This window comes from Actinotignum sanguinis (assembly GCF_003957255.1).
GTDB classification, from domain to species: domain Bacteria; phylum Actinomycetota; class Actinomycetes; order Actinomycetales; family Actinomycetaceae; genus Actinotignum; species Actinotignum sanguinis.
In genome coordinates, this window is sequence record NZ_QDIE01000016.1 from 1 (window position 1) to 26,306 (window position 26,306).

The following is a 26,306-nucleotide window of genomic DNA, read 5'->3' on the forward strand; positions in this document are numbered from 1 at the left end:
TTGCGGGGTATCTCCTTTCGAGGATAGGTAGGAGTTGATTCGAAAGGTACCCGCGATGGTCGCCTTTGTGTATACCGACACGAGGATCACCGCGGGATACAGATACACCACACTAACGGACGCAACCAATGCCGGTGGCAAAGTTATCCAGAAAACACCTATTTTTCGATTCCCGGTTTGCTTCCCCAGTATCCAATCCTTACCTTCGGGAGCTTTTCTTCTTGTCGGGTCACGGTGCCGATGGTACGCAGCGGATAACCGTGCTCACCACAACGCTTTCATCTACGATGTCGAAGGCAAACTAATCAGAAGCGGGACTGTTGGGGATGCTATAGACAAAGTGCAAGCGCTGAGCGACGGCACCTTCTGGACCAGCTACTTCGACGAAGGCATAGGTGAGAGTTTGCATTGGGGTCCCGAATATCCGAGCGATCACCCAGACCGGCACTATCGTGAACCAATTAGGGTTACCGGCCTGGTTCATTGGAATAGCAAGCTCGAACCGATATGGGTTTATCCCACCATGGATGAATTACGGCCGCATTTTGGTGATCGGGACGCTTTCTACGCAACGATGTTCCACATGTCCTCCATGAACTTTGACGCGGATCGGGTGGTTGTTCTCCCAAGTACATCGTGTTCCATTGTCACGATTGAAAATCACGAGGTCACTCGTTTTGTAGATACTCAAAGAGATTTCGAGGGGGTGCCTGGCGTGGCAATCTCCGGTTCCCGCGTTCTTATTTGGTCCTGGCGTGGTAAACCAATCATCACACTCATTGATATCAGCAACGGCTACCGAGTAGTGGAGACCTGCGAGCTGCAATATCCGAAAGAATACACTAGTAGCGCGTCCGAATCCTTGAATTACATCGGACCTACCATCCACAGTATTGATGAGTATGGAGTCTGGACGATTCTGAATATCAACGATGTGTGGCCGGAGAGGTGAATGGTTACAGTCAGCGATAATAATGGCAGGACTTGTAGCATCGTTCGGCTCGGCGAACCGAGAGTAAAATTGAGGTCGTGAAACGGCAGATTGTCCTAACTATCCTCACCGCTCTTGTCCTCACCGGCTGCAGCAGCGCTAGCAACTCCAACGAGCCGACGCCGACTCCTACAGCAACGGCCTCGTTCAATAAATACAAGGGTAAAAATCTCGAAATAAGCATCATTGACAAGACACCTTTTAGCAACTCAAAAAACAACGGGGACGGCACCTGTTCCCTGCTAGAAAATGTAGATATTGGCGTATACAAGCAGGAGGACACAAATCGTAACAACGTTATTGCCTTCGGTAGCGCCCCAGCGGGAACTCTAGGCGAACTTAGAGATAACTTCTGTGCATATTCACCGATCCTCACGTTGCCCGCGAAAACCTGGAACTACGGTGACTCCTGGTTCGTCGACTACATCACACCGAGTAAAACTTCCATGAAAGTAATGCATGCAGACCGGACCGTCCGGTTGGTCATTTCGGCGAACGGTCTTCGATAACCCGGGATTCCGAATAGGTAGGGGCCGCCTATAATGGCGTAATACCGCGGCCGTCGATTTCCAACGTTCCTCCAAAATTGGATGTGCTCCTTGAAGGTGCTACGTGAATACTTGAGGATATGTATCTCCTCTCACCCGGAACGACAGCGTGCGCTGAGTACATAGCGCTAGCGGAATAGCACAGGCCGCATCGGGAAAAGCCCCACCACGGATGCAGCTATTACGGCCCAGGAATTACCCCCGCTCGCGCGGGGAAGAGCATAACCCGGCTGACGCCTCTGGCCAAACGAAGGAATTACCCCCGCTCGCGCGGGGAAGAGCCGCGCGGGCGGCGTGGCTCAAGCGGCTACCCGGAATTACCCCCGCTCGCGCGGGGAAGAGCTCATCCTCAATCTTTCTGAGTAATTTCTTTGGGAATTACCCCCGCTCGCGCGGGGAAGAGCTCACGGGACGCCTTATCCACACCAGCCACATAGAATTACCCCCGCTCGCGCGGGGAAGAGAATACGCGAAGACCAAGGGGACGTGGATCCAGGGAATTACCCCCGCTCGCGCGGGGAAGAGTTTCCCCCTTACCGATGTAATTACCGTTGATAGGAATTACCCCCGCTCGCGCGGGGAAGAGTTGAGGATGCGTTGCTGGAGTTTTCGGCTATAGGAATTACCCCCGCTCGCGCGGGGAAGAGTCCCGGATTTCCACACCCGCGGGAATTTCCCCGGAATTACCCCCGCTCGCGCGGGGAAGAGGCTTGGAAGATGGTGAAGAGATGACGGCGGTTGGAATTACCCCCGCTCGCGCGGGGAAGAGTTTTCGCCGCCACCTGTGGCGTGGTGTGGTATGGAATTACCCCCGCTCGCGCGGGGAAGAGTCTGCAACATCGCCGCCCGCGGTGGAATCCTCGGAATTACCCCCGCTCGCGCGGGGAAGAGAGGAAAGGTGTGAGGTCGTCATAAGTAAGGGTGGAATTACCCCCGCTCGCGCGGGGAAGAGGCTCCACCCAAAAAATGGGCACTGGCACCAACGGAATTACCCCCGCTCGCGCGGGGAAGAGACGCCATGTTCCCGATAATCCAAAAACACAAGGGAATTACCCCCGCTCGCGCGGGGAAGAGTGTCGGCGAGTGCGTCCCAGGTTTGCGCGGTCGGAATTACCCCCGCTCGCGCGGGGAAGAGCGCAAGATCAATGGGTTGATGGCGAGCTGGTGGGAATTACCCCCGCTCGCGCGGGGAAGAGAACATGTGTTCCACAATAAAGCCTTTCAATCAGGAATTACCCCCGCTCGCGCGGGGAAGAGGTATCGATATTGAGGCGGCATGGGCAGATCGCGGAATTACCCCCGCTCGCGCGGGGAAGAGCAATGATCGCTACCGCCCGGCGACCCTCAGTGGGAATTACCCCCGCTCGCGCGGGGAAGAGTACGCACCGCTCTTCCCCGCGCAGGCGGGTAAGGAATTACCCCCGCTCGCGCGGGGAAGAGTATAGCTAGGGTCAGCGGTGATAGTGATTCGGGGAATTACCCCCGCTCGCGCGGGGAAGAGTCGTCCAGAGGTCGCTAAAGAATCCCTTTACCGGAATTACCCCCGCTCGCGCGGGGAAGAGTTGAGTCTGTCACCGTCGTGGCGAATGGGCCGGGAATTACCCCCGCTCGCGCGGGGAAGAGTCGACGACGTGACACCGCCAGGGCGAAAAATAGGAATTACCCCCGCTCGCGCGGGGAAGAGACCAGGCAATGCGTGATCAGGCCGGGCTCGAAGGAATTACCCCCGCTCGCGCGGGGAAGAGTGGTAGACGCGCGGGCGACGAACAAGACGCCCGGAATTACCCCCGCTCGCGCGGGGAAGAGTCGGCAGCACATCGATGAGGTCAGCGGCCACTGGAATTACCCCCGCTCGCGCGGGGAAGAGACGGTTTCGGCGAAAGTCTCAATTACTTGAGAGGAATTACCCCCGCTCGCGCGGGGAAGAGGTATAGACGAGGATTCCACCACCGCGGGCGATGGAATTACCCCCGCTCGCGCGGGGAAGAGCCGATGCGATGCGATTCGGCACACTCGAATGAGGAATTACCCCCGCTCGCGCGGGGAAGAGTTGCGTGAGGTAGCGGCCACCAAACACGGCGGGGAATTACCCCCGCTCGCGCGGGGAAGAGTTAGCCGAGAGACCTACGGCCGTGGCGGCTTCGGAATTACCCCCGCTCGCGCGGGGAAGAGGCAACCGGGCCACACTTCGCTAATTGCTTCGCGGAATTACCCCCGCTCGCGCGGGGAAGAGTTAGTTTGCAAGCGTTCCATTACTTGAGCAACGGAATTACCCCTGCTCGCGCGGGGAAGAGAGCTATAGAAGAAATGAGCGTGATTGACTAATGGAATTACCCCCGCTCGCGCGGGGAAGAGATCCCCCTCACTACCGCGGGCCGCGGCCGGTGGGAATTACCCCCGCTCGCGCGGGGAAGAGCTGCCTGACCTGGTTGTTTATCGGTGGCGGACCCGGAAATCGCAATGGAACAGAGTTCCAGATTTGCGGCTCGCCGGGAGATACGCCGATTCGCCGAGCGTAACAACCACGTTAGTTCCCACCTCTTAAATTTAGCTTATTCCGGCATGCCTATCTTTATCGGATACAGGCTCGTGCCCCCGATTATCCCGTTTGGCTATAGTGACCGTGCGTTTGCGAACCCGGCTCCTCCGTTCGCGATGAATCGGCGCATTACTAACCGAATCAGGAGAGCTGAGCGAAGCACCCGGCAGATCGACGCCAACTTCTTCCGTAGCAACTGCATCCTCCGCACCCATCCCGATAAGCAGCATGCCGACCAGATCAAGGACTGGGCGACTGCCGGTTCCCGTGCTGCGTAGCGCGAAGCCTTGCTCACGGGCGGCGTCGTTATAAATAAGAGTGAGGCTGCCGGAACCTGCGGCGGATACGGCACGTTCCCACAAATTGTCCCGCACTCGCGCGGAAACAACTCCCACGTATAATCCGGTGGTCACCTCGGAAAGAAACCTGCTCAAGTATCCGCGCAGGTGATCTGGGATGGCGACCGCATTAACAACAACGAACAACACAGCCTCCTTATCCGTACTGGATGTGGCCGGAAACTTCAACGTTATTACCGGAGATGAGTCGGTCGTCGTCGCGTGCGGGGAGGAAAGGCTGGAGGATGTCCATGATGGTGGCGAGCATATCGGGAAGAATGCGGTGGTCTACGATAGCTCTCCGCACCGCTTTGCGAACGGCAATCATGGGGTCTTCTTCACGCGCGGCCGCGAACACCAGAGGAATCGTCACGCTCGGTTTGTACAGATCCGCGAGGTCAAAAAGTAAGGAGCGCGCGTCGCCGCGGTGAATAATCCCCAGTGCCGGGTTGATCCCCAGTGCCGCGCACACGGAAGCTGCGCACCCGTAGAGTATTGAATTCGCCAAGTTCAGGCCGGCATTGACCGGGTCGTCCGAGGAAGTATCACGTGCGAAGCTCCCGGTTCCATATTTTGCTGCCATCGTGCGGTAGGTATTGCGCATGAGCTGCCCCTCCAGCCCGCGCATGGTGGCAATAGAACTGCCAGGCGCATTCTCCACACCCAGCTGTTTTTTGTAGAGCACGAGCGCAGCTTCGCGCTGCCGGGCTTCATTACTCACCAGCCGGGCTTGTGCAATGGCCCATCGTGCGCTCGAGGTGAGCGGCGTAGCGTGAGTATACAGGGGTACTCCTCCCCCGCCCGTGATAAGAACGGTTGTTCCGGCGCGGGCGCAGGAGGTAAGCGCCGCACTCGAAATCGAGGTTCCGGGACCCAAGGTAAGCACTGCTAACCCGGCTACGGGGAGTTGGATCGCCCGGGCACGGGTGCCTTCCAAGGATCCATTCTTTCCTTCCCGGCCGGCATCGTAGGCTACTACGCCCGTGCGCGATTGGCGGATCTGCACGTATTCGAGGTAGAGGAAGGAGACCCGGTCCTCAAGGCGCACCTGCTCGTTCGCCTTGATAGTGCGGAAGGCCAGAGCCTCATCTGAGTAAGCCATGTTTACTCCTTTCCGGTGGCATGCAGCGCGGGCGTGCCAGAACGGTGGGGATCCGGAATGCTATCCGGCACAACGAGCCCGATGAGCGGGTCGTAATGAGCTGCGCCGTCGTTTAAAACGTGGTAACGGCATAGCAGCGACGGTGCGTTTTCAAGCGATTCCGCATTTGTAAACAGTGTTTTCGCGCCGCTAGTGACGGTAACCGGAACGGATGCGCGTAAGGCTCGGCGTATGCCCTCGCGGTCGCTGCCGCGTAGCTTCTTCAAATCTTCGGGGTTCCCCGTCCACGCACCGGGGATAATATCCGGATCGCCGCACACAATCAGGCGGGTGGTTTCCACCTCGATGAGCCTGGTTGAGCGCTCGTCCCCGAGGTTTTGATCGCGCTGGGTCATGGCCGCGAAGGACTGCACCTGGGAGGCCTCGCCCAGACAGTTTTTCATATTGTAAGCAGCGTTCCGGGCGCGGATTCCCGCTAAAGGTGGGAACTGACTTGATCGTCGCACCTAGCGCACCGGCGCATCTCATAGAGATCCGCAAATCTGGAACTCTGTTCCGTTGCCATTCTCGGGGGTTTCGCCAATAAACGACCAGGTCAGGCAGTCTCTTCCCCGCGTAGGCGGGGGTAATTCCCTCGAAACCTTAATGAAAGAACTCGAACTAACCTCTTCCCCGCGTAGGCGGGGGTAATTCCTCAGCGACGACGACGCGCCCGCGCGTATCGATCTCTTCCCCGCGTAGGCGGGGGTAATTCCTTATCCCCGGTGATGATCTCATCGATCTTAGCCTCTTCCCCGCGTAGGCGGGGGTAATTCCTCTCCCCCTTGTTTTCCTCTCGCACCCGGAGACTCTTCCCCGCGCGAGCGGGGGTAATTCCGGGGAAATTCCCGCGGGTGTGGAAATCCGGGACTCTTCCCCGCGCGAGCGGGGGTAATTCCACCCGGTAAGGCGCGTGAGGGTCTGCTATGGGCTCTTCCCCGCGCGAGCGGGGGTAATTCCATGGGCCTCGGAAAAACCTCCATCACCCTCACCTCTTCCCCGCGCGAGCGGGGGTAATTCCGGGCAGTTAGCGCGTACTAGGTCGCCTGCCATCTCTTCCCCCGCGCGAGCGGGGGTAATTCCGGGCATACGCCGCGCGGGACGTGCGAGAAGTGCTCTTCCCCGCGCGAGCGGGGGTAATTCCGGCGAGCCACACCCGCAAGGCGTGGACGCCGTCTCTTCCCCGCGCGAGCGGGGGTAATTCCTGAAAATACTGAGGTGGTGGAGCTGCGCGCAGCTCTTCCCCGCGCGAGCGGGGGTAATTCCGATATCCTCCGAGCGCTGCACACTCAGCTCTCCTCTTCCCCGCGCGAGCGGGGGTAATTCTTAGCAAGCCACGCTACAAGCTCATCATGAGTACTCTTCCCCGTGCAAGCGGGGGTAATTCCGAAGCTAAAGCAGCTGAGAAAGAAAGCGTACGCTCTTCCCCGCGCAAGCGGGGGTAATTCTATGCCTATCGAGCGCCGCGGCCCTCACTCAAGCTCTTCCCCGTGCAAGCGGGGGTAATTCCATACGCTAATCCACCGGCGGCTGTAGCCGGTGCTCTTCCCCGCGTAGGCGGGGGTAATTCTCGTAATGCCGGTTGGAACATGCTCGCCAGCTTCTCTTCCCCACACAAGCGGAGCAATTCCACCGCTAACCCGCACCAACTCGCCTAAGGAAAACGACGCGCAGTTTTGTTTATCGCGGGTTTGCAACTTGTATTGAGCTACCGCACCAGCCCTTCGCGGCGCCGGGCAGCAGACATCGCCCGCTGCGCCTCCCGGTCTGCTTCGCGCCGGCGGATCGTCTCGCGCTTATCCCATTCCTGCTTACCCTTGGCCACCGCGATTTCCAGCTTGGCGAGCCCACGCACGAAATACAGCTCGAGGGGCACAATCGTATACCCCTTCGCCTCGACCGCCCGCGCCAGCTTCTCAATCTCCGATTTGTGCAGCAGCAGGCGCCGCTTGCGGGTGGGCGCGTGATTCGTCCACGTCCCCATCGCGTAAATCGGGATATTGATCCCGTGCGCGTACACCTGCCCGCGGTCCACCTCAATCCAGCCATCCACCAGCGAGGCCCGCCCCATGCGCAGCGCCTTCACCTCGGTGCCGGATAGCGACATCCCCGCCTCAAAGGTGTCCTCAATGAAATAGTCGTGCCGCGCTTTCTTATTGCGCGCGATCACCTGATGTGCATCGGCCGCGGCTTTCGCCTGCTGGGCCGCGCTCAGCTTCCCCGCTTTTTTCTTCGCCACTCGGGCTTTCTCCGTTCTAATCCTTAAGCTCGCGCTGGTCAGTGATGAGGAGCCATACAAAAACAAGGGTTCCGGCCAGCAGCACCACCGCCGGCGCGCTCACGTCCAGTAGATGATCGGTGAAGAACGACGGCGCAGCTGCCGCATCGGTGTTAACCGTCAAGGTGACAATCAATCCAATAACAAAAGTAGTCACGCCGGTAGCTACCCCGGCCACCGCGATCCCCCGCCGCGTAGAGATCGTATTAATCATGCGGCGTACCATCGCCAGCACAATGAGCGCCGCGAAACCGACCGCGAAAAGCAGCGTCCCCACCGCGTAAGGCGAATCGGTGATAGCAGCTCGATCCCACACGAACCAGGCGAGCACGAGCGCCAGCACCCCGGTGAGCACCTCGTAGGCCGTGGCTTTACGCTGCCCGCGCGCGTAGCGCTTCTCCAATTGCCGCCGCGAATATTCGCTCACATCTGCCTTCTGCTTTTTCTTCGTCGGCGCGTGCACATCGGGCGAACCAGACGCGGGTGCGTCCTGACGCGGCGAACCGAAGCTTACCTCGGTGGTTGCAACCGGTGTTTCCGCACCGGCCGGAACCGCGTCCTCCTCCATCACCCGAGGTTGGACCAGTTCTTCTGCTTCCGACGCGGTGTCAGGCACGTGCGAGGCCGCAGCGGTGGTGGGAGCGGGATCGGTCGAGCCGTGTGCTTGTGTCATGACATCCTCATTCGTCGATTCGCGGTTAGGTGGTCAGCTGCGCTAACGCGCTGGGCTAGCCAATATGCAGGGCTCGCCAGGGCTCCAGCGTTTCCGGCGCGTTATTCGTAGAATCCCGGCAGGGACATCGGGTCGATGACCACGCCGTCCTGCCACACCTCAAAGTGTACGTGGCAGCCGGTGACCATGCCCGTCATTCCCGTCCAACCGATCACATCGCCCTGGCCCACGCTCTGCCCCACGGACACGTTGAAGCCAGAGAGGTGGTTGTAAACCACCACGTAGGACGAGCCATTGATATAGCCAAGGTTAAGAATGACCTGGTTACCGTGCGTGCCATTACCGGAGGCCGGCCGCACCGCAGCCACCACGCCAGCCGCCGCCGCATATTGCGGGTTACCGCAGGCTGAACGCAAGTCCACGCCCTCGTGCATCCACCAGCCGCCGTCGAAGGGATAGACCCGCATCCCGAAGGGCGAGGTCACATACAGCGGTGCGGGCACCGGTGGGATGAGTGCTCCGGAGGCCGCCGGAGGCGCCGCCGGGGCACCTCCCCCGCCGCCCTGGGCTGCTGCTTCCGCGGCACGCCGCCGGTTTTCTTCGTCAATGCGGGCAATCTGCGCGGCGGTATCATCGCGGGCCGCGTTCATGGCCGAAAGCGAGTTCTGGAATTCCCCGCGCCGCGCCTCCAGGGCTTGGGATTGCTGCGTGACGGAAGCTTCGAGATCCGCGAGTTCCTTCGTGCGGGCCGCGGCGGCTGCCTCTTTGGATTTCTTTTCCGCCACGGCGGCATCCGCCTGGCTCTTGAGCTGGGAGATCTCCCCCTGCACTGCCTTTTGCCGCTGGGCGCGAGTCCGGTTAGCCGCCGTTGTTTGGGTGACGTCGGTGAGAGTTTGGGATTGCACCCGGGTAATAGCTTGATTCGCGGAAAGCGCATTGAAGAAATCCGCGCTCGACTTCGCGCCGATGAGGAGCTCCACGGTAGAAACCCGGTTATCCCCGCGGTATTCGGAGCGCGCGATCTCACCGAGGTTATCGCGCGTTTCGCTCAGTTTCTTCTCTCCTTGCGCAATGGAAGTGGTGATGGAATCGAGTTCGCCTTCGGCGGCATCCAGGCGCGCACCGATCTTTTCTTGTTCGCGCTGGGCTGCTGCGGCGTCGTTCTGCGCCTGCAATAATGCGGCCTGCGCCCCGGGAACCTGCGCCTGCGTTTCTTGCAGCTTGAGGTAGACGTTCTGCAAATCCACGTCCACACCCTCGAGGGAGGACCGCAGATTCTCAATTTCCGCTTCCTGCTGTTCTTGCTGGCGGACGAGGTCGTCGCGGTCATCGGCACGCGCCGGCGTCGCTAACCCGGCGACGCCCAGCGCACCTGCTGCCAGCACCCCCAGCCATCGTCTGCTCCCGATTCTCACCGGATCACCTTTCCTATATGTATCTCTGTTAGCGACCGTACCGTCATGGTGAGCGACGACGCCGCGGCACCGTCGCCCCACCTCCGTTACACGCGTGCGTACCTGCGCAAAGCGATCCAGGACGCCAGGCCGGACACCACTACCGAACCGATAAGCAGCCAGGGCGCCACCTGGAGGGCTTCGCTCACGCCAATCACCCGAATCCACGGCAGCGATTGGGAAATCCAGTCTTCCAGCAGGAATTTCGCTGCCAGCCACAGCCCTCCGACCGCGAAAATCGCGCCAACGAGTGAGGCGATAATTCCCTCGAGAATGAAGGGCAGCTCGATGAAGAAATTCGAGGCGCCCACGTAGCGCATAATCCCCGTTTCGTTACGCCGCGACATTGCCGAAAGGCGAATCGTGGTAGGAATGAGGAGAAGCGCGGTGAGGATCATGACCGCGGCCAGTCCGCCGGCAATCGCGGTGAAACGGTTGAGCGTGGCGAAAACCGGCTCGATTTGTTCGCGCTGGTCATACACGCTCTGCACTCCGGGGCGGTTGCCGAGGTCTTCCACGAGCACCTGGTACTTTTCCGGGTCGTGGAGTTTGACGCGGAAGGAAACTTGCATTTGGTCGGCGGTGACGGTGTCACGCCAGACCGAATCGCCCATTTGTTCGCGGTAATTGGCGAAGGCTTCTTCTTTAGTCTCGAATTCGTAGCGCTCCACCTGGGAAGCAAGCGGTTCGGTGGTCAGGGCGGTATCGATAGCTTTGATTTGTTCCTCAGTGGCTTCGTTACCTGCGCATGGTTCGGTGGCGTCATTTGCCGCGCACATGAACACCGAGACTTCCACCTGGCTGTACCAATCGGCACGCAGGTGGCTGATCTGGGTTTGGAGTAGCGCTGCCGCGCCCACAAAAAGGAGGGAAACGAAGGTGACGAGGGAAACCGAGGCAGCCATCGCCTTGTTATTGATAAGTCCCTTGAATGTTTGGGACAGGACGAAACGACTGCGCATTAGTGTTGCCCTCCTCCGTACTGGCCGCGATCCTGATCGCGAACGATCACGCCGTTGGCCAGCTCAATCACGCGTTTACGCATCTGGTTGACGACGCTGGCATCGTGCGTGGCCATAACCACCGTGGTGCCCGAGCGGTTGATACGGTCCAGGAGGCGCATAATCGACAGCCCGGTATTTTGATCCAGGTTGCCGGTCGGTTCGTCAGCGAGGAGGATTTCCGGGCGATTGACCATGGCGCGGGCAATAGCCACGCGCTGCTGTTCCCCACCGGAAAGTTCGTTCATGCGGCGGCGTTCCTTGCCGTCCAGGCCCACCATTTCCAGCACTTCCGGAACTTCGGTGCGGATGCGGTGGCGCGGAGCCCCGATGACCTGAAGCGCGAGTGCCACGTTATCGTGCACGTTCTTATCGGGAAGGAGCCGGAAATCTTGGAACACCGTACCGATACGGCGCCGCAGGAAAGGAACGCGCCGCTGGGAAACAGTGGCGAGATCCTTACCGAGCACCTCAATTTTTCCGGATGTTGGCCGTTCGGCAACGTTGATGAGCGAAAGCATCGTTGATTTTCCCGAACCGGAGGGGCCCACGAGGAAAACGAATTCGCCGCGGTCAATATCCGCGCTCACCGAGTCCAGCGCGGGTTTCGCGCCCTTCTGGTAGAGCTTCGTCACCTTGGTAAATGTGATCATAAACTTGCCCTTAGATTACTACTATCGTGCTTTACCCTACGGAACAGGCCGCGAAATCGCGCGGGACGCGCCGCACGATCCGCGAAACTCCCGCGGTTTACTCCCCCACGTTATCGCCCGCCTTTTCTCCCGCTTTCTCACCGGTAGCGCGCCAGCGGATACCGGCGTCGATGAAGCCGTCAATATCACCATCGAAAATAGCGTCAGTATTCCCCGATTCGTACCCCGTGCGCAGATCCTTAACCATCTGGTAGGGCTGGAGCACATAGGACCGCATCTGGTCCCCCCACGAGGCTTTAATATCTCCGCGCAGTTCTTTCTTTTCGCGCGCTTCCTCTTCCTGTTTGAGAAGGAGTAGGCGCGATTGCAAGACCCGCATCGCCGCGGCCCGGTTTTGGATCTGCGATTTTTCATCCTGCATCGATACCACGATGCCGGTGGGCAGATGGGTGATGCGCACCGCCGAATCAGTGGTGTTAACAGACTGGCCGCCCGGGCCCGAGGAACGGAACACATCAATGCGAATATCAGTATCGGGAATATCAATATGGTCGGTTTGTTCGATAAGCGGAATAACCTCGACGGCAGCAAAGGAAGTTTGGCGCCGACCCTGATTATCAAAAGGCGAGATACGCACCAGCCGATGGGTCCCCGCTTCCACCGAAAGAGTGCCGTAGGCATAGGGTGCGCTCACCTCAAAGGTGGTGGATTTCAACCCGGCTTCTTCGGCATAGGAGGTATCGAGCACTTTGGTGGCGTAACCGCTGCGTTCGGCCCAGCGCAGGTACATGCGCTGGAGCATCTGCGCGAAATCGGCCGCGTCCACTCCCCCGGCCCCGGAACGAATGGTCACCACGGCATCGCGCTCATCGTATTTGCCGGCTAGCAGGGTGCGGATATGGAGTTCTTCCAGCGCTTTTTCGGTGCCTGTCATTTCTTCGCCGAGCGCTTCGTAGACTTCCCGAGCCGAAGCCGGATCCGAAAGTTCTTCTTCCTGCGCGATTTCGAGGAGTGCACCGGCATCCTCGATACGCGCGCGCATAGTCTCGAGTTTCTCCAGTTCGCTTTGGGCGTGGGAGAGTTTCGAGGTGACTTCTTGGGCGCGAGCGGTATCATCCCAGAGCCCGGGCGCGGCGGATTCTTCCGTCAGCGCGGCGATGCGCGCGGTGAGGCCCTCCACATCGGTCACCGCTTCGATTTGGTGAAAAACACTGCGCAGATGGTCAAGACGTTCGGAAAAATCACTCACGGCATAAGGCTACCTCAGGTCAAGGCGCGCCCGGGCCTGCGCGCGTATCGAAACGGGCAGGTCCACTATCGGCAGCCGTACTGTTTTTTCTATGGCGACGACGACGCCGGCGCTATCCGCGCCGGTATCTGGCAGGACGTGATCAGCAGGAAATATTGCGGCGGCGAGCTGGCGCACGGTGGCGGTGCTGGGATGGCAATTGGCCAGGGATGCAGCACTGAAGTAGCACTCCTGTGCGATCTCTTGGCTGATCGCGAGCGCGGCAGAATCGGCCTGTCCCTGGAGTGTATGCCGGGCGGTGAGGACGGTGGTGAGGTAGATGAACCCCAGGCACAGGATGGCGCTGACCGCCCAGACTCCTAGGCCCAGGATGAGGATATTGCCGCGTTCGCGAGGTGTGGGAGCTTTCGCCGGGGTGGTCACGGCCGCGCCTGTCGAAAACGATCAACGGTTGTGGAAGCGCTTTGCTCGATGAGGACGGCCCGCCCGATATAAACAAGCGGCACGGATACCTCCACGGTGACGGTGATGTGTGCTCCCGGAGTCAGGCACGGGTGCGCGGAGCAGGAGATCTGCGGGGGTGAGGCGTTCGCTGCGGCGTCGCTTATGGCGGCGTCGCTTATGGCGGCGTCGCTTATGGCGGCGTCGCTCACAACTGCGTGGGCAACCGCCCGAGCGCGGGCGGTTCCGGCCGCTGTACTATCCGCGGTTGCGAAACTGCGAGCTGCCTCCTGAGCCGCCCGGGCGGCTACTGCCCGCGCGCGGGTAATCTCGGCACTTTCCACGGTGAAGATGAGGAGTGGCAAAACTAGCATGACGAGTACCGCGAGGGCTTCCAAGGTGCCGTTCCCTTCTTCGCTGTCGATCCGCGGGAGAGGAAGGCGAGGGTGCTTCATACCGGTGTTCCTTTTCGGGTGGTGGGTTACGACAAGTCGCGGATTGCGACAGGTGGCGAGTCATGACAGCTGGCTAGTTGCGTCAGGTAGCGAGTTACGGGCTGGCCCGCCGCGGGGTGGTGGCATCTGTGTCGAGCACATGCGCATGTGCATGTAGCCGAACCCGGCTGGTTCCCAGGATTGAGGAATAGTTTCCGCTGATCTCTACCCGGAGAAATTCTTCGCTCCCGATGCGGATCGTGCTCGCGTTGGCCGTGCACTGGCACCCGGGCAGGCGGGCGCCGATGTCTGACTCGGCCTGCCGTGCCACCTCTGACAAGTTCAGGTGGCGCACCGCTCCCGTGCGTGCGGCTCGCGCTGCACAATCACGTATCTGTTCGATGGCGAAGACGCGGGATCCAAGAACTGCGAGCGCCAGGGCAGCAAGAGCAACTATCCCAGCTAAGAGGCAGAAATCCACGACCGCGGCCCCGCGTTCGGCAAAGGAATGTGCGGCATCGCGTATCTTCCTCATGAAAAACTCGAGATGCGCTCGATGGCGGTCGAGAAGAGGTTCGTGAGGGCCGGCCCGGCTACCGCCCAGATAGCGAGAACTAGGCCAACGGTCATGAGGGTGACGAGCACCCAGCCGGGCACGTCCCCGCGTTCGCGGGGATCCGAACCGGCCCACGTTGCCGGTGATATATCGGGGTGGATAAGCGCGCTGTGGGTTGGCATGGGCATGAGTGGTTCCTTTCGTGAGCTGAGTATTTCCGGTTTACGGTGAGGTGAGGGGAAGGAAAGTGAGTCGGGTCAGCCCCGGATAGAGGGCGATAACCACGACGAACGGCAAGATAAGGAAAACAACGGGAATCATCATGAGGATTTCGCGCCGGCCTCCGCGTTCGAGGAGCTGGCGGCGGGCATAGTCCCGTGCTTCTTCTGCTTGCACACGCAGGGTATCGGTGAGTGCAGATCCGTGGGCGAGGGTGGCTAGCAACGCGTCGCAGAGGTTGTGTAGCGCCGGGTTGTGCACACGGTCGCTCAAGTGGCGTACCGCCGTGGTGAGCGGATCTCCGGCATAAACATCCCCTAAGGTGCGACGCAGTTCTTTTCCCAGGGCCCCGCCGGCAAAGCTCGCAACATATTCGAGAGCACCCCCGATGCTGGTACCCGCCCCTACCGCGATGCTCAGGAGCTGGGCGATATCGGGAAGTTCTGCTGTGATAGCGTTGTCGCGCTGGCGCAGGCGCGCGGTGAGGTGGGAGTCCGTGACGAGGATCGCACCGAGCAGGAAAAATATAGGACAGGCAGCCGCGAGCGCCGCGGGTAGTCCGCGCGCTAAGCACGCTAGCCCTAACCCGATCCCTGCTACTGCCGCGAGCACTCCCGCGCGTAGCTGGGCAAAGCGGAAGTCTGCGACGTCGCCCTCCCCTAAACAGTGGAGGCGGCGAGCAACCGACGCGTGAGTGGAACCAAATTTTTCCGCGCCACGCAAGGCAATTCTGATGATGCGATGAGGCAGGCGCGGGCGAGCACTACCTAAATATGGTGTGATGCGTGAGAGCAGGGGTGGGCCCGGCCAAGCCCACCACCAGGCCAGCAGGAGGAGACCTGCCGCGAGGATGCTACCGGTGAGTGCGGGAAGGGGGAAATCCACGGAAATGCTCCCTTCTAGACTGCGGCGCGCCGACCGCGACCGGGACACCGCGGAGCAGGCGACGTGCTCGAGGCAGTTGAGGTAGTCGAAACCGTCGAAGTAGCCGAAGTAGTCGATATGGATGAGATAAGCGAGGCGGACGGTGGCTTAGCTGCTGCGTGCGCCGGCGATGCCGCATCGAGACCGGCGGGTGGAGACAACCCTGGGGAGACTCCCCGGGGCGCAGGCGCAGCGGCTAAAACGCGGTGTTCTTCGGGGAGACGACCCAGATGTGTCATAAGTGCGTAGGCAACAAGCGTGGCGCCTAAGCCAGCCAGCAGGATGAGGGTCCCGGTTGGTGAGGTGAAAGCCTCCCTCGTGCCGGGCCGGGTCGAGAGCAGGAGGAGAACGAGCCACGGGGCAAGAGCGGCCACCCGTGCCCCGTTGACGGTCCACGATTGGCGGGCCAGGAGTTCTCCCCGAGCTCGGTTTTCTGCGCGCAAGGACAACGCAAGTGATTCGAGGACGCGGGGCAGATCATGGCCACCGTAACGCACCGCCAGTCGGAGAATTTCGAGTACCCGGTCTGTTACCGGATCCCGGAAGGCATCTTTTAGGCGGGTTAGGGAAGTTTCGAAGCTACCTGTTGTTTCCAGGTGGGTGGCAAAGGATCGCAGCGTCGGAGAGGCATCCGGCCGGGTGGCCAGATAGAGGAGAGCTTCGGGCACGGTGCGGCCGGCGCGCAGGGAGGAGAGCAGCTGATCGATGCGGTCGGGCCAGGCAAGGCGCTGGGCATCCCGTGCTTTTCTTCCAGCGTGACGCGTATGCCAGAACGGTAACCAGATTCCCACCGTCCCTCCGGCCGCAGCAAGGAAAGGATGACCGGTGATGAGCAAGGTACCTAGGGCCAGACCAAGACCGCAGCACACACTCATCCCGAGCCTGCGTGTGGGAATCGTGATGCGAGGCTTTCTTTGACGCCCCAGCCAGCCCAAGCGATCCCGCCAACCCGAGCGATTCGACGTGACCAGCGCTTGAATAACTGTGAGGACTCCGGTGGCAATCACAGCTCCAACGATTAGTCCCATGATCGCCCCGCTTCTCGCGTGAGGATGCTGCCGTCCGGACCGAGACCTGCGACTTCCAAGATCTGGGAAATACGGCGCTGCCCGTGGGGTTCCCGCCTCACGTGCACAACGAGGTTGATGGTTGCGGCAACGGTGGGCGTCACGAAGTTCGGGGTGATGTTCTCTCCCGCGAGAAGTGGCAGAATCTCCAGTTTGGTGAGGGCTTCCCGCGCACTATTGGCGTGAATGGTGCACGCTCCGGGAATGCCCGCATTGAGGGCGATAAGCAGATCGAATGCTTCGGCCCCGCGCACTTCTCCGATGACGATTCGGTCCGGACGCATACGTAGGCTTTCGCGCACGAGGTCCCGCAAAGTTACCGCGCCGCGCCCTTCCAGGGATGGCGGGCGCGTCTGCATCGCGACGACGTCGGGGAGGTCGATACCCAGCTCAAACACTTCCTCGGCGCTAATGAGACGTTCGGTTGGCGGTACCGCGCCGAGCAGAGCCCGTAAGAGCGTAGTTTTTCCCGCCCCGGTAGATCCGGATACCAAAATATTGCGCCCTGCTTCCATAGCTGCGCTCAGGTAAGCTGCCTGCCGCGTTTCCAGCATATGCACATCGACTAGATCGCTGAGAGTGCGGGCCCGCACCGTATATTTTCTGATATTGATTGCCCAGTACCGTGCGGTGATATCGGGGATAGTCACGTGGAGGCGTTCTCCGCTAGGCAGCTGGGCATCAACGAAAGGCGTAGAAAGATCTAGGCGCCGCCCGGAGGCATAGAGCATCCGCTCGACCAGGGTGTGGATCTCCTGTTCTGCCATGGTGAGATCAACACGGGCGGATACCCCGGCGCGGGCCACAAAGATCTTATCTGGGGCATTGATCCAGATTTCTTCCACCTGCGGGTCATCGAAGAATTCTTGTAGCGGCCCGTATCCGCTCAACCGGGAGATGAGGTGGGAGCGTACGCTTTCTGTGTCCGCCAGTGCTGCGTGCTCTCCGCGCACCGATTCGTCATTAAACGTGGTAATGGTTTCTCCCACAAGATTTTCCAGGAATGCTGTGTCCCGGCGCGGATCAATTCCGCGGTGCCGGATCGTTTCCCGCACCCGTTCTTCAATGCCTTGCCGGCTGGTGGAGGCAGGGTGATGGGTGCGGCCAGTTAGGCGCGTTGGGCGAGCCGGGGCGAGGCCCGCAGAGCCCGGATACGTCGCTTCGCGCATGGCACCTCCTCTGGATATTCGGGTGTAATCGTGGTGAGATGCTCCCACTCTAGAGTTTCCTACGCCCAAGAATTACCCCTGCTTCACCCGGTGTGGATGAGCGATGCGTTTCGTGATCGTGTGGATAGAAGCAGTGGGCAAGCTGTGGCCGGGGTGTGGGCAAGCACGTGGCTAATTTTTCGGATAAATTGAGGGGGTGACTACTTCTCCGCTCTATCTTGCTGCGCTTGCCGTCGGGGCTCTCGGCGTCGAGATTGTCTCCACGCGCCAACCGTTTGTTGAGACGGAAGATTTTGTTTCCGGTTGTGTCCTTGATTCCCAGGGGCGTCACTGGATGGTCAAAGTTCCTAAAAATGGAACGGCGGCGACGTCGTTAGAAGCCGAGGCGGCCCTAGCCCCCCAGCTTTTGGAAGAATTGCGGGCCGGTCGCCTGCCTTTCGATATTATGCGACCTGCTGGTTTTGTCGATGCTGATACCGGGGGCCGCGCGGTGGTCTACCCGGAGCCTTTTGGGCGGGCGCTGGTTTTCGAAGCCCTCGGTGAGGAAGAAGTGCGGGAGATGGGCCGCACCCTTGCCGCGATTCACAGCATTGACCGGGATGTGGTGGCTCGGTCCGGCTTGCCTGTTTATACGGCTGCGCAGTGGCGCGAGCGGGTGCGAGCCGAACTTGAGGCAGCCGACCAGGAAACGTCCCTTCCCACGGTTTTACGCCAGCGTTGGATGGATGTGCTGGATAGCGACGCGGTGTGGGATTTTGAGGAAACAGTTGTCCACGGTGATGTGGCTTCCGATAATTTCCTGTGGTCAAACGGCTCGGTTGCGAGCGTGCTCGGTTTTGGTGAGGCACACGTGGGTGACCCGGCTCGGGATTTAGCCGCGATGCTTGTTCTCGATGATGACCAGTGGCCGAGTTTTATTACCTCGTATGAGAATGCGCGCTCGGTTGAGCTCTCGGAGGCAGATTACACCCGTATTATTTTCACCTCGGAGTTCGCGATTATTCGCTGGCTCATGTACGGGATTCGTACCGGCAGCATGGAGATTAGGAACGACGCCGTCCAGATGATCGCCGCGCTGGCCGAGGATGTACGCGAGGAACCGGATTTGCTGCCCGCTCCCCCGGCAGCGGATCCTGCTTTCACTGAAAGCTCTTCCGATGCCGAGGCGAGCGGGGAGGCTGAGCTGACCGGGGAAACTGCGGTTACGGCTCCTGATTGGGCAGACCCGCACGAAGCAGAATTTCCTCCTCGCTGAGCTTTCCTGCTCGTAGTTCCTCAGCCCTGTTTCCCCGCAGGTATACGAAAGATGCGTCGATATCCGCGAGGGGGACGCCGTGTGCCCGGGACCAGGCCAGCCGGTAGAGAGCGAGCTGGAGTTCGCGGGCAGCTTTGGTTTCCCCGTAGGGGCGCCGCCCGGATTTCCAGTCCACAATAGTCACCGGAGCCCGCCCGGGGACGCGCGAAGTATCGAAGACGGCGTCGAGCGCGCAGTGGACCACGTGTCCCCCAACGACCACGCCGATTTGCTGTTCGATGGCGAGGGGCGGATAGCTGGCCCATTCGGACGCCTCATAGTTTTCATACATGCGCGCGATTTCTTCCGCGTTGAGAACCGGGTCGTGCTCGAGGGGATCCTCGCTATCAATATCAAGCACAGCAGCACGTGCGTAACTATCGGCGATCTTTTCGTGCAGGATCGTCCCCAAACGAGCCGCCCGCGAGGGCTGGCGGGGTACCGGGCGGCGTTTATTGAGCAGGTATTCTTCTCGGTGTTCCGCCCGGTATACCAACTCCGTTGCGGTGTAATGCCCGCCGGCTTCAATGTATTCGGCTGTCTCCGCTTGCTGTTTGCGTGCGATAAGTCGGCTCACCACCTGGGTGAGTTCGGCGCGCTGGTCAGCATCGAGAGCTTCAGCTTCGATGGGAATGCTGCGGGCCAAGTCGCGCGGCCAGGCAAGCAGATCGGGTGCCTCGAAATAGTGCGGCACCGGTTCTAAGGCTGGCGGGTACACAACATCCTCCCCGAAAATATCGATGAGTTCATCCACGCTTAAGCTTTCCGGTGCAATTTCTGGGAATCCGGCCGGCAACTGCACGGAGGAGACCCTAGCTGGCGAGGCAGCCAAGGCTAGCTCCCCGCGGGCAGCCGCTTCACGCACCGCGGTCAAGAAATACGAGGGTGGGCGCGCCGCAATTTCCAGCCTGTTATCTCCGCTATCGCTTAGGGTTTCAGACGTGTTTTTCTTTGCGGTGTTTTCCGCCTTGCGTACCCGGCCGGACACATCACTTTCATCTCGGAAACAGTAGCCAGCCAGGAGTAGTTCTCGGGTGGAACGGGTAAAAGCCACGTAGGCGAGGCGGCGCATCTCTTCGCTTTCATGGTATGCCAATTCGTCCACGAAACGCGCATAGGTATTCGCAACGGTGACTTTATCGAGATTGCGCGCACCGGCGAGCGTAAATTGGGGCAGGTAAGGATAGTCGGTACGCAAAGGATAGGGGAAAATACCGGTATTGCGCGGCCAGGCTTTCACTCCTTCGGTCACTTCAGAGAATTCACCTTTGACAAGTTCAGGAACGACGACGAGGTCACGCCATTCCAGCCCCTTGGCAGCATGGATCGTCATGAGTTGGATAACCCCGGGTGTGACATCAACCGTGCTGTCCACACGAGGAATATCCGCCCCGGATTCTTCTTCCCCGCCGTGTTCTTCCGTTTCCACCACATCAAGCCATTCCACGAATTCACGCATGCCACGCTGGCTTTCCCCGTGCGCATATGCGCGGGCCATGGAAATGAATTGGTCGATGGAGGTGCGCACCCGCTGCCCGCCTTCACTGCGAGTAGCGGCCGCGGTATCTAATCCGAGGAGGTGAACAGCCCGGTCAATTTGATCGCCCAAAGAGTTGTGCAAACCTGAACGTAGGGACGCGAGAGTAGTATTCACACGCCGCAGGCGTTCCCATCCGATATCGGAAAATTCTGCCCGGGCGGCGCGGGCAGCTTGCCTGAGCTCAGCTTCGCCCGGCCCCGCTAGTGCCGGTAGCTGCGTATTCCCCTCTGCTTGGTCATTCTCATGCGCATCCGAGTTTCCGCTCGCGGCGGCGGTGCCGTTAGTGAGGAGCATGAGCGCATGGAGGGATTCCCCCAGATTTGCCTCATCGCGGCTGTTGAGAAGGGGCTGTGCAGCGGCCGGTGCACTCTCTTGTTCAGGTGCGTCGTCGCCCCCGGGTGCACCGTTGCCATTATTGATACCGGCACGCACTTCACTATCCAGGTGGGCTACCGCCGCGGCCGCGTAACGGCGCGCCCAGCGCGAGAGGGCACGAATATCGGCCACCCCGATATTCCAGTGGGCAAGTAACCGGGCGAGGAGGTCGCTGCGAGCCGGGTTTGCGGCTAGACCGAGAGCGGCCCGGAGGGTGATAATTTCCGGACGTGCCACGAGTGATTCCCCACCTACGATTTCAAAGGCTAGGGGCTGGGGCGAGGTGGTACCAGGATGTACTGTATCTTCCCTGGTGAGATGGCTGTTGAGTTCTCGCAGGGCGGCGGCCATCCTATCGATATAGGAGCGTTTGCGGCACAGAACCGCGATCTCTGCCCCACGCGGTGCTTCTCCGCGGGCGCGACGCTCCTCATTTTCCGCTGCTACCCGCTCGCGTACCGCGAGGATATGCCGCGCAATACTCCGATAAGAATCTTCCCGAAGTAGGGTACGAATTTCGCTGACACGCCCGGCCCCTGCCCCGGGACGTTCACGCAGCCGGAGGGGCGCAATATCCGCGTGAGCGCCCATGCTACCCGCGGATCGTGCGCTTGCCGGTGCGGGCCTGAACTCGGGCGGAAAATTGGGGTGGTCACGGTCCTCGTGGAGGAACGTATCCCGTTCCAAGGGAGTGGCGACGGCGTTGCCAGCAGCGAGCACAGCCCGATCATTACGGAACGCTGTGGAAAGCTGAAGCTTTTCTACGTTCCCAAAAATGCGAGTGGTGTGGTGTGCGAAATTCGTGAGGGCAGCCGCACTTGCGCCCCGCCACCCGTAGATGGCCTGGTTTGGGTCTCCCACCGCCGTGATAGAGAGGAAGCCTTCTTTTTTCGCGGTGAGTGCGCCGAGCAGGAACTGGGCCTGATTTTCGTCGGTATCTTGGTATTCATCGAGCAAGATCAGGCGATACCGGGAGGATATTTCACGAGCAATCTGGGGATATCGGGTCATGATGCGACCGGCGATAGCAACCTGGTCTGCGAACTCGGTAACGTTGAGTTCCTTTTTGAGCTGTAGATAGGATTCCACGAGCCCCAGCACTACCTGCTGTTGTTTGGGGACTGCCGTTCCTGCTTTCAAAGTGGCGAACTTCTTGGAGGCATCCGGGTACCAGCATTGTGCGCTCATGATGCGCGTTGAGTCCGCACACAGGGTTTCCAAGGCGTGATCCTGGGAGGTGAGGAAAGCACGGGCTTCTTCCAAGGTCACGCCATTAGTGAGAATCCCCTGGGCGAAGGTGAGGGCATCGTTGATGAGGCTGGAGCGGCTGCGTTCCGCGAGTACCGCGGTGTGTGCACTGCTGGGTAGGGCAGCGACGAGCTGATCCATGAGCTGGACGCGTTCAGCATCGGTTATCAGGCGAGCGGTGGGATCGGCTCCGACCAGCATGCCATATGCCCCGGCAATGTCATTGGCAAAAGAATTGTAAGTGGAGATGACTGGCCTGCGCATCCCACTTTCCGCGTTGCTTCTTTCCGGCGCGAGGAGGCCGAGTTTCTCCAGGCTGGTATTCACCCGTTCGGCCAACTCCCCGGCAGCTTTCCGCGTGAAAGTGAGTCCGAGAACCTGATCTGGAGTTACATTGCCGCAGGCCAAGTGGTAAGCAATCCGGTCCACCATGGTTTTTGTTTTTCCGGATCCCGCACCGGCAACCACGAGGATGGCCGGCGCAGCGGAGGTGATCACTCGGCGTTGTTCCGCGGTGGGTGGGTGTTCTTGACCGGCTAGGATGCGCTCCAAAGCGGCGTTATGTTCCGCCGGGCCGCGCAAGTCGATAGATTCGTGGGACGTAGGTGTCATGAGAAAATCCGTCCTTCTTGGGTGAGTGGGCTGATGGATTGAACCCGGTCATTTGGTTCTTCCAAGCTGGGAGAGACCGGTACGAAGCCACTGATCGCGATCTGGGCAGCGCTGCGCACTCGCTCTTCCGCGCGGGCCGCGGTCTCTTCATCAAGAGGATCTTGACTGAGAACGGACGGGCTGTGCTGTTTCTTCAAGAAATTATGGGGGTGGACGTACACAAGTTCCGCACCGGCCGGGTTGTGCTTCTCGCTGAGGGCCCATTGGTAGACCTGGAGCTGGGGGTGATCATCTGCCTGAGCTGCGGTGGGCTTATATTTTCCGGTTTTCAGATCGATCACCCGGGCACCGCTGCCGCGGTTGACCAGGCGGTCAATGGAACCGGAGACGCGAACGGGCGGGGTGCCCGAAAGGTCACGGGTAATCCGGTGTTCCACGCCTATGAGGGTGTCATCCCGGTGTGCATCGAGATAGATATAGAGGTTATCGACCATATCGCTGGCCTGGTCGAAAAGTAGTTTGTCGTAATGTGAGGGATTTTCGGATAGCTTTTCGGGCCAGAGAGCTACCAGGCGGGCGTGCATCGCTTCTTGGTTCGGTTCCGCTGCGAATTCCTCAGCGATGCGGTGAATAAGGGTACCGATGGAGGCGCTCTCTGTGCCTTCTTCTGAACGGAGTCCCACCGCGGAACAGAAACCGTCAAGCGGGCAGGCGAGCAGTGATTCTATCGCTGAGGGACTCACATAAACCGGCCCGGGTACGGATTCTTCAGTTGAGGTGGTAAGCTCATCCATCCAGCTGTGCGGATCCGCGGCGCCAAATCCGGCACGCCGCATATCCTCCAACTGGGCCCGCGCGAAATCGCTCGATTCTCCGCCGGCGCGCAGTGCCCGGCGCAGCACCCCCACGGTTTCCTCGCTGCTGAGGAGCGCGGGCGGAACCGGTTGCGCAACGAGAGGCCGGTGCCCGAGGGGAAGGGTGAGACCCCAGCGCAGATCCGTCAGCGAGCGCACGGTGCGCGGAAGATAGGAACCCGCGGTACCCGCTCCTGCACTTGTTCCGTCTCCGATCAAATTCGCTGAGATATCAAAACCGAGCAGAGGGAAGAACCGCGAGGGGTTATCCCCCATACTATCCGTGGTGGTTACGAGAAGGCTGCACCGGGCCCGCGTGACAGCGAAGTGTAATTGGCGTAGCTCATCAGCGATAACCGCCGCTGCGGAATCATGATAGATCGCGATTCCGCCTGCCACGCCGCCCGCGCTGGCATCACTGGCACCGCCAGCAAGCCTCCCGGTTACAAGTTCGCTTAGGAGTCCGGTGCCCGTCAAGGAATCACGCAGGCGCGGATTGGGCCATACTCCATCGACCACGTGCATGAGGACAATATGATCCCATTCGCGCCCCTGGGCACCAGCGGGCGTGAGGAGGGAGACGCTATCTGTTTCCACCCCGCTCCTCGCAATGGAATCTTCGGGAAGTTCTTGGGAACTCACTTCCTCCACGAGCATCGATACCGGAACGGCAGGATCACGATCAGCCATGCGTTGCGCGACCCGGAACAGAGAAATAACCGCATCGAGATTCCGGTTCGCCCGATCAGCATCCGGGCCATGTCCGAGGGCTAGTTGTTGCCATTCTTCGGATTTTCCAGCACCCTCCCATGCCGCCCATAAAACCTCTTCCGCCTGCATCGCACAGTTTTCTCCCACTTCCCGAATGTGGGAGAGCAGGGCCCGGAGAGCTTCGAGTTCAGTTGCGGTGGGCCCGGTGTTCCCCAGCACCGCCTCGGTCAAAAGCTCCGATTCTGTGCCGTGTTCTCCTGATAGGAGGGCTTGGGCCCGTAACCACCGACCTACCCGTTTAATATCGAGGGGATCCATGCCGATGATAGGTGAGGCAAGTAAGGCCGGGATATCAACTTCCTCAGCGGTAGCGAAAGAATGCGGACCGCGGGTGAAGGCAGCGCGGATGAGATCGAATAGTGCGCTGACTGCAGGTTCGCGGTGGAGGGGTTCATCGCTAGCCAGAGGCGCTACCGGGATTCCCCGGCGCACGAGGGCATCGCGGATTCCCTCATGATCGCTGCGTGCACGGGTGAAAACTGCCATCCGTGCGTAAGGTGCCCCGGTGCGCAGATGCACTTCTTCCAGGTAGGAGGCCACGTAGGCGATTTCTTCTTCCATATTGGCGAAACTGGCCCCGCGCAGTGCATCATTCCACGGATTGGTGCCTGTATCAGGTTGTTGATCGGATGGGAGCAAGCTTTCCGTGCCCGCACCCGGGCTGGTGCCTCCCGCATCTCCCACACTACCCGTGCCGCCTGTGCCGCCTGTGCCGCCTGTGCCCCCCGTGCCGCCGGCGCCCTTGCCCTGCTCCGCGTATGCCGGCCCGGCAGCGCGGTGCGCTTGCACGCCCCCGCCCACCGGGAGAGCCTGCTCAATGCGTTGGGCTTGGCCAATAAGGACGGGACCGCCCCGGTGCCTGATGTTGAGATAAATAAGATCCGCATTCAAACCGCGCGGAGCAGGATAGGCAAGATCACCGGGGAGGGAATGCACCCCGCCACGGAAACCTTGGACCGCACTATCGGGATCACCGGCGACGATGATTCGAGTTCCGTGTTCCCGCATAACTCGCAGCAGAGGGAGCATGGAACGCGGAGCGTTATGAGCATCATCGACAAGTACCATTGCCCAGTGCGGGCGCGGTACCGCAACCGTGCGCCCTGCTGCCGCCAGATGTTCTTCCCAATCTGAGAGCATATGGGTAGCCGCACCGACGAGTTGGCTGTGATCAAGACGGTCGGGGCTAGCGGCCGAACCTGCCAGCGCATCTCCCAGGGTGCGCACCTCATCGTAGCGGCGCATGAGCGCGGCGGCGAGACACCACATCTGTGATTGAAGCTCAGGCACACTCCTATGTGCTGCCCAACTTTCCAGCTGGCCTGCTTCCAGGCCGAGTTCGCGAGCGCGAGTGATGAGATTACGCAGCTCTTGGCGAAGCCCGGGAAGATCACGCACATCTTCTGTAACAAAATCAGGGAAATGAATGCCGGAGTACCCATCACTGAGAATCTCACGCACGATACGGTCCTCATCAGGCCCGGAGACTAATTCAGGCTTTTCCCGCCCCATTGCTTGAGCGTAGCGCTGCACGATGGCGTAGGCGAAAGCTGAAAGCGTGCGCACTTCCAGGTTTTCGGGCCGCACCCCGGCCGCTAGGGTGAGCAGGTGTTGGAGGCGGGCTGCGGCGCGCCGATCTTGGGTAAGCACCGCAATATTTCCTTCGTGGAGAGCCGCGCGCGCGATATGCGCGAGGACAGTGGTTTTCCCAGTTCCTGGCGCACCAATAATGCTTAGCGTGCCCGGGGCGAATCCGCCCGCGGACCGTGCCAGAGCCGCGCTGACTGCTGCCTCCTGAGAGGCATCGAGTTGTTCGACGATCCTGTCCACCACGATCCTTTCTCCGCGGGTGCGTTGTTAGGATTAACCATACGAGAGGCTTACGACAAAATTTTTTGTCGTAAGGGGCCGCTACGGTGGAGGCATCGTGAAGATGA

Annotated in this window: 21 protein-coding genes and 1 CRISPR repeat array; of the genes, 3 read left to right on the plus strand and 18 right to left on the minus strand. The window is 60.2% G+C overall.

The window, feature by feature from the left end; translation table 11 throughout:
* The first annotated feature begins 55 nt into the window (after positions 1 to 55).
* A complete protein-coding gene (locus DDD64_RS05185; RefSeq protein WP_164545924.1) occupies positions 56 to 952 on the plus strand; it encodes a hypothetical protein in 897 nt (298 codons plus the stop codon).
* A 77-nt stretch (positions 953 to 1,029) separates the two neighbouring features.
* Entirely contained in the window at positions 1,030 to 1,500 is a 471-nt protein-coding gene (locus DDD64_RS05190) for a YajG family lipoprotein (RefSeq protein WP_126135348.1), read from the plus strand.
* A 230-nt stretch (positions 1,501 to 1,730) separates the two neighbouring features.
* Positions 1,731 to 3,955: direct repeats of the CRISPR family, unit length 29 nt; unit sequence GGAATTACCCCCGCTCGCGCGGGGAAGAG.
* A gap of 131 nt (positions 3,956 to 4,086) precedes the next feature.
* On the opposite strand, the gene cas2e is transcribed toward DDD64_RS05190, so the two are convergent.
* The 16 genes from cas2e to DDD64_RS05270 form a co-directional block, all read right to left on the minus strand.
* Entirely contained in the window at positions 4,087 to 4,566 is a 480-nt protein-coding gene (gene cas2e, locus DDD64_RS05195; protein WP_241227426.1) for a type I-E CRISPR-associated endoribonuclease Cas2e, read from the minus strand.
* 7 nt (positions 4,567 to 4,573) lie between these two features.
* Positions 4,574 to 5,518, minus strand: a complete 945-nt coding sequence (gene cas1e, locus DDD64_RS05200) for a type I-E CRISPR-associated endonuclease Cas1e (RefSeq protein WP_126135349.1) — start codon at positions 5,516 to 5,518, stop codon at positions 4,574 to 4,576.
* A gap of 2 nt (positions 5,519 to 5,520) precedes the next feature.
* The gene (locus DDD64_RS05205) at positions 5,521 to 5,961 is read right to left on the minus strand and encodes a hypothetical protein (RefSeq protein ID WP_126135350.1); all 441 of its coding nucleotides are present in this window, start codon (positions 5,959 to 5,961) and stop codon (positions 5,521 to 5,523) included.
* Positions 5,962 to 7,265: 1,304 nt separating this feature from the next.
* Positions 7,266 to 7,796, minus strand: coding sequence for an SsrA-binding protein SmpB (smpB, locus tag DDD64_RS05210; protein ID WP_206435387.1), 531 nt, complete (start codon positions 7,794 to 7,796; stop codon positions 7,266 to 7,268).
* A gap of 16 nt (positions 7,797 to 7,812) precedes the next feature.
* Positions 7,813 to 8,508: a hypothetical protein gene (locus DDD64_RS05215; protein WP_126135351.1), complete on the minus strand. Its 696-nt coding sequence runs from the start codon at positions 8,506 to 8,508 to the stop codon at positions 7,813 to 7,815.
* A 101-nt stretch (positions 8,509 to 8,609) separates the two neighbouring features.
* Positions 8,610 to 9,923 carry a M23 family metallopeptidase gene (locus DDD64_RS05220; RefSeq protein WP_241227435.1) on the minus strand — a complete coding sequence of 438 codons (1,314 nt, stop codon included), beginning with the start codon at positions 9,921 to 9,923 and terminating at the stop codon, positions 8,610 to 8,612.
* An 86-nt stretch (positions 9,924 to 10,009) separates the two neighbouring features.
* Positions 10,010 to 10,924 carry a permease-like cell division protein FtsX gene (ftsX, locus tag DDD64_RS05225; RefSeq protein WP_126135352.1) on the minus strand — a complete coding sequence of 305 codons (915 nt, stop codon included), beginning with the start codon at positions 10,922 to 10,924 and terminating at the stop codon, positions 10,010 to 10,012.
* Positions 10,924 to 11,616 (minus strand): cell division ATP-binding protein FtsE, encoded by a 693-nt coding sequence (gene ftsE / locus DDD64_RS05230; RefSeq protein WP_016442972.1) that lies wholly within the window; start codon positions 11,614 to 11,616, stop codon positions 10,924 to 10,926. The genes ftsX and ftsE overlap by 1 nt, the downstream gene beginning before the upstream one ends.
* A 97-nt stretch (positions 11,617 to 11,713) precedes the next feature.
* Positions 11,714 to 12,865, minus strand: a complete 1,152-nt coding sequence (gene prfB / locus DDD64_RS05235) for a peptide chain release factor 2 (protein ID WP_126135353.1) — start codon at positions 12,863 to 12,865, stop codon at positions 11,714 to 11,716.
* A 9-nt stretch (positions 12,866 to 12,874) separates the two neighbouring features.
* A complete protein-coding gene (locus tag DDD64_RS05240) occupies positions 12,875 to 13,288 on the minus strand; it encodes a hypothetical protein (RefSeq protein WP_126135354.1) in 414 nt (137 codons plus the stop codon).
* Positions 13,285 to 13,761, minus strand: coding sequence for a hypothetical protein (locus DDD64_RS05245; protein WP_126135355.1), 477 nt, complete (start codon positions 13,759 to 13,761; stop codon positions 13,285 to 13,287). The genes DDD64_RS05240 and DDD64_RS05245 overlap by 4 nt, the downstream gene beginning before the upstream one ends.
* 94 nt (positions 13,762 to 13,855) lie before the next feature.
* Positions 13,856 to 14,275: a hypothetical protein gene (locus DDD64_RS05250; protein WP_126135356.1), complete on the minus strand. Its 420-nt coding sequence runs from the start codon at positions 14,273 to 14,275 to the stop codon at positions 13,856 to 13,858.
* On the minus strand, positions 14,272 to 14,484 hold the full coding sequence (locus DDD64_RS05255) for a hypothetical protein (RefSeq protein WP_126135357.1): 213 nt from the start codon (positions 14,482 to 14,484) through the stop codon (positions 14,272 to 14,274). The genes DDD64_RS05250 and DDD64_RS05255 overlap by 4 nt, the downstream gene beginning before the upstream one ends.
* A 34-nt stretch (positions 14,485 to 14,518) precedes the next feature.
* Positions 14,519 to 15,400 (minus strand): type II secretion system F family protein, encoded by an 882-nt coding sequence (locus DDD64_RS05260; RefSeq protein ID WP_164545925.1) that lies wholly within the window; start codon positions 15,398 to 15,400, stop codon positions 14,519 to 14,521.
* 14 nt (positions 15,401 to 15,414) lie between these two features.
* Positions 15,415 to 16,467, minus strand: a complete 1,053-nt coding sequence (locus DDD64_RS05265; protein ID WP_126135359.1) for a type II secretion system F family protein — start codon at positions 16,465 to 16,467, stop codon at positions 15,415 to 15,417.
* Complete coding sequence (locus DDD64_RS05270) at positions 16,458 to 17,675, minus strand: TadA family conjugal transfer-associated ATPase (RefSeq protein WP_126135360.1); 1,218 nt, start codon at positions 17,673 to 17,675, stop codon at positions 16,458 to 16,460. Before DDD64_RS05270 ends, DDD64_RS05265 begins: the two co-directional genes overlap by 10 nt.
* A 196-nt stretch (positions 17,676 to 17,871) precedes the next feature.
* On the opposite strand from DDD64_RS05270, the gene DDD64_RS05275 reads away from it, so the two are divergent.
* Positions 17,872 to 18,930: a phosphotransferase gene (locus tag DDD64_RS05275; RefSeq protein ID WP_126135361.1), complete on the plus strand. Its 1,059-nt coding sequence runs from the start codon at positions 17,872 to 17,874 to the stop codon at positions 18,928 to 18,930.
* Here DDD64_RS05275 and DDD64_RS05280 read toward each other — a convergent pair.
* Entirely contained in the window at positions 18,878 to 22,744 is a 3,867-nt protein-coding gene (locus tag DDD64_RS05280) for an ATP-dependent helicase (RefSeq protein ID WP_126135362.1), read from the minus strand. The genes DDD64_RS05275 and DDD64_RS05280 overlap by 53 nt on opposite strands.
* Positions 22,741 to 26,199: an ATP-dependent DNA helicase gene (locus DDD64_RS05285; RefSeq protein WP_126135363.1), complete on the minus strand. Its 3,459-nt coding sequence runs from the start codon at positions 26,197 to 26,199 to the stop codon at positions 22,741 to 22,743. Before DDD64_RS05285 ends, DDD64_RS05280 begins: the two co-directional genes overlap by 4 nt.
* Positions 26,200 to 26,306 lie beyond the last annotated feature (107 nt).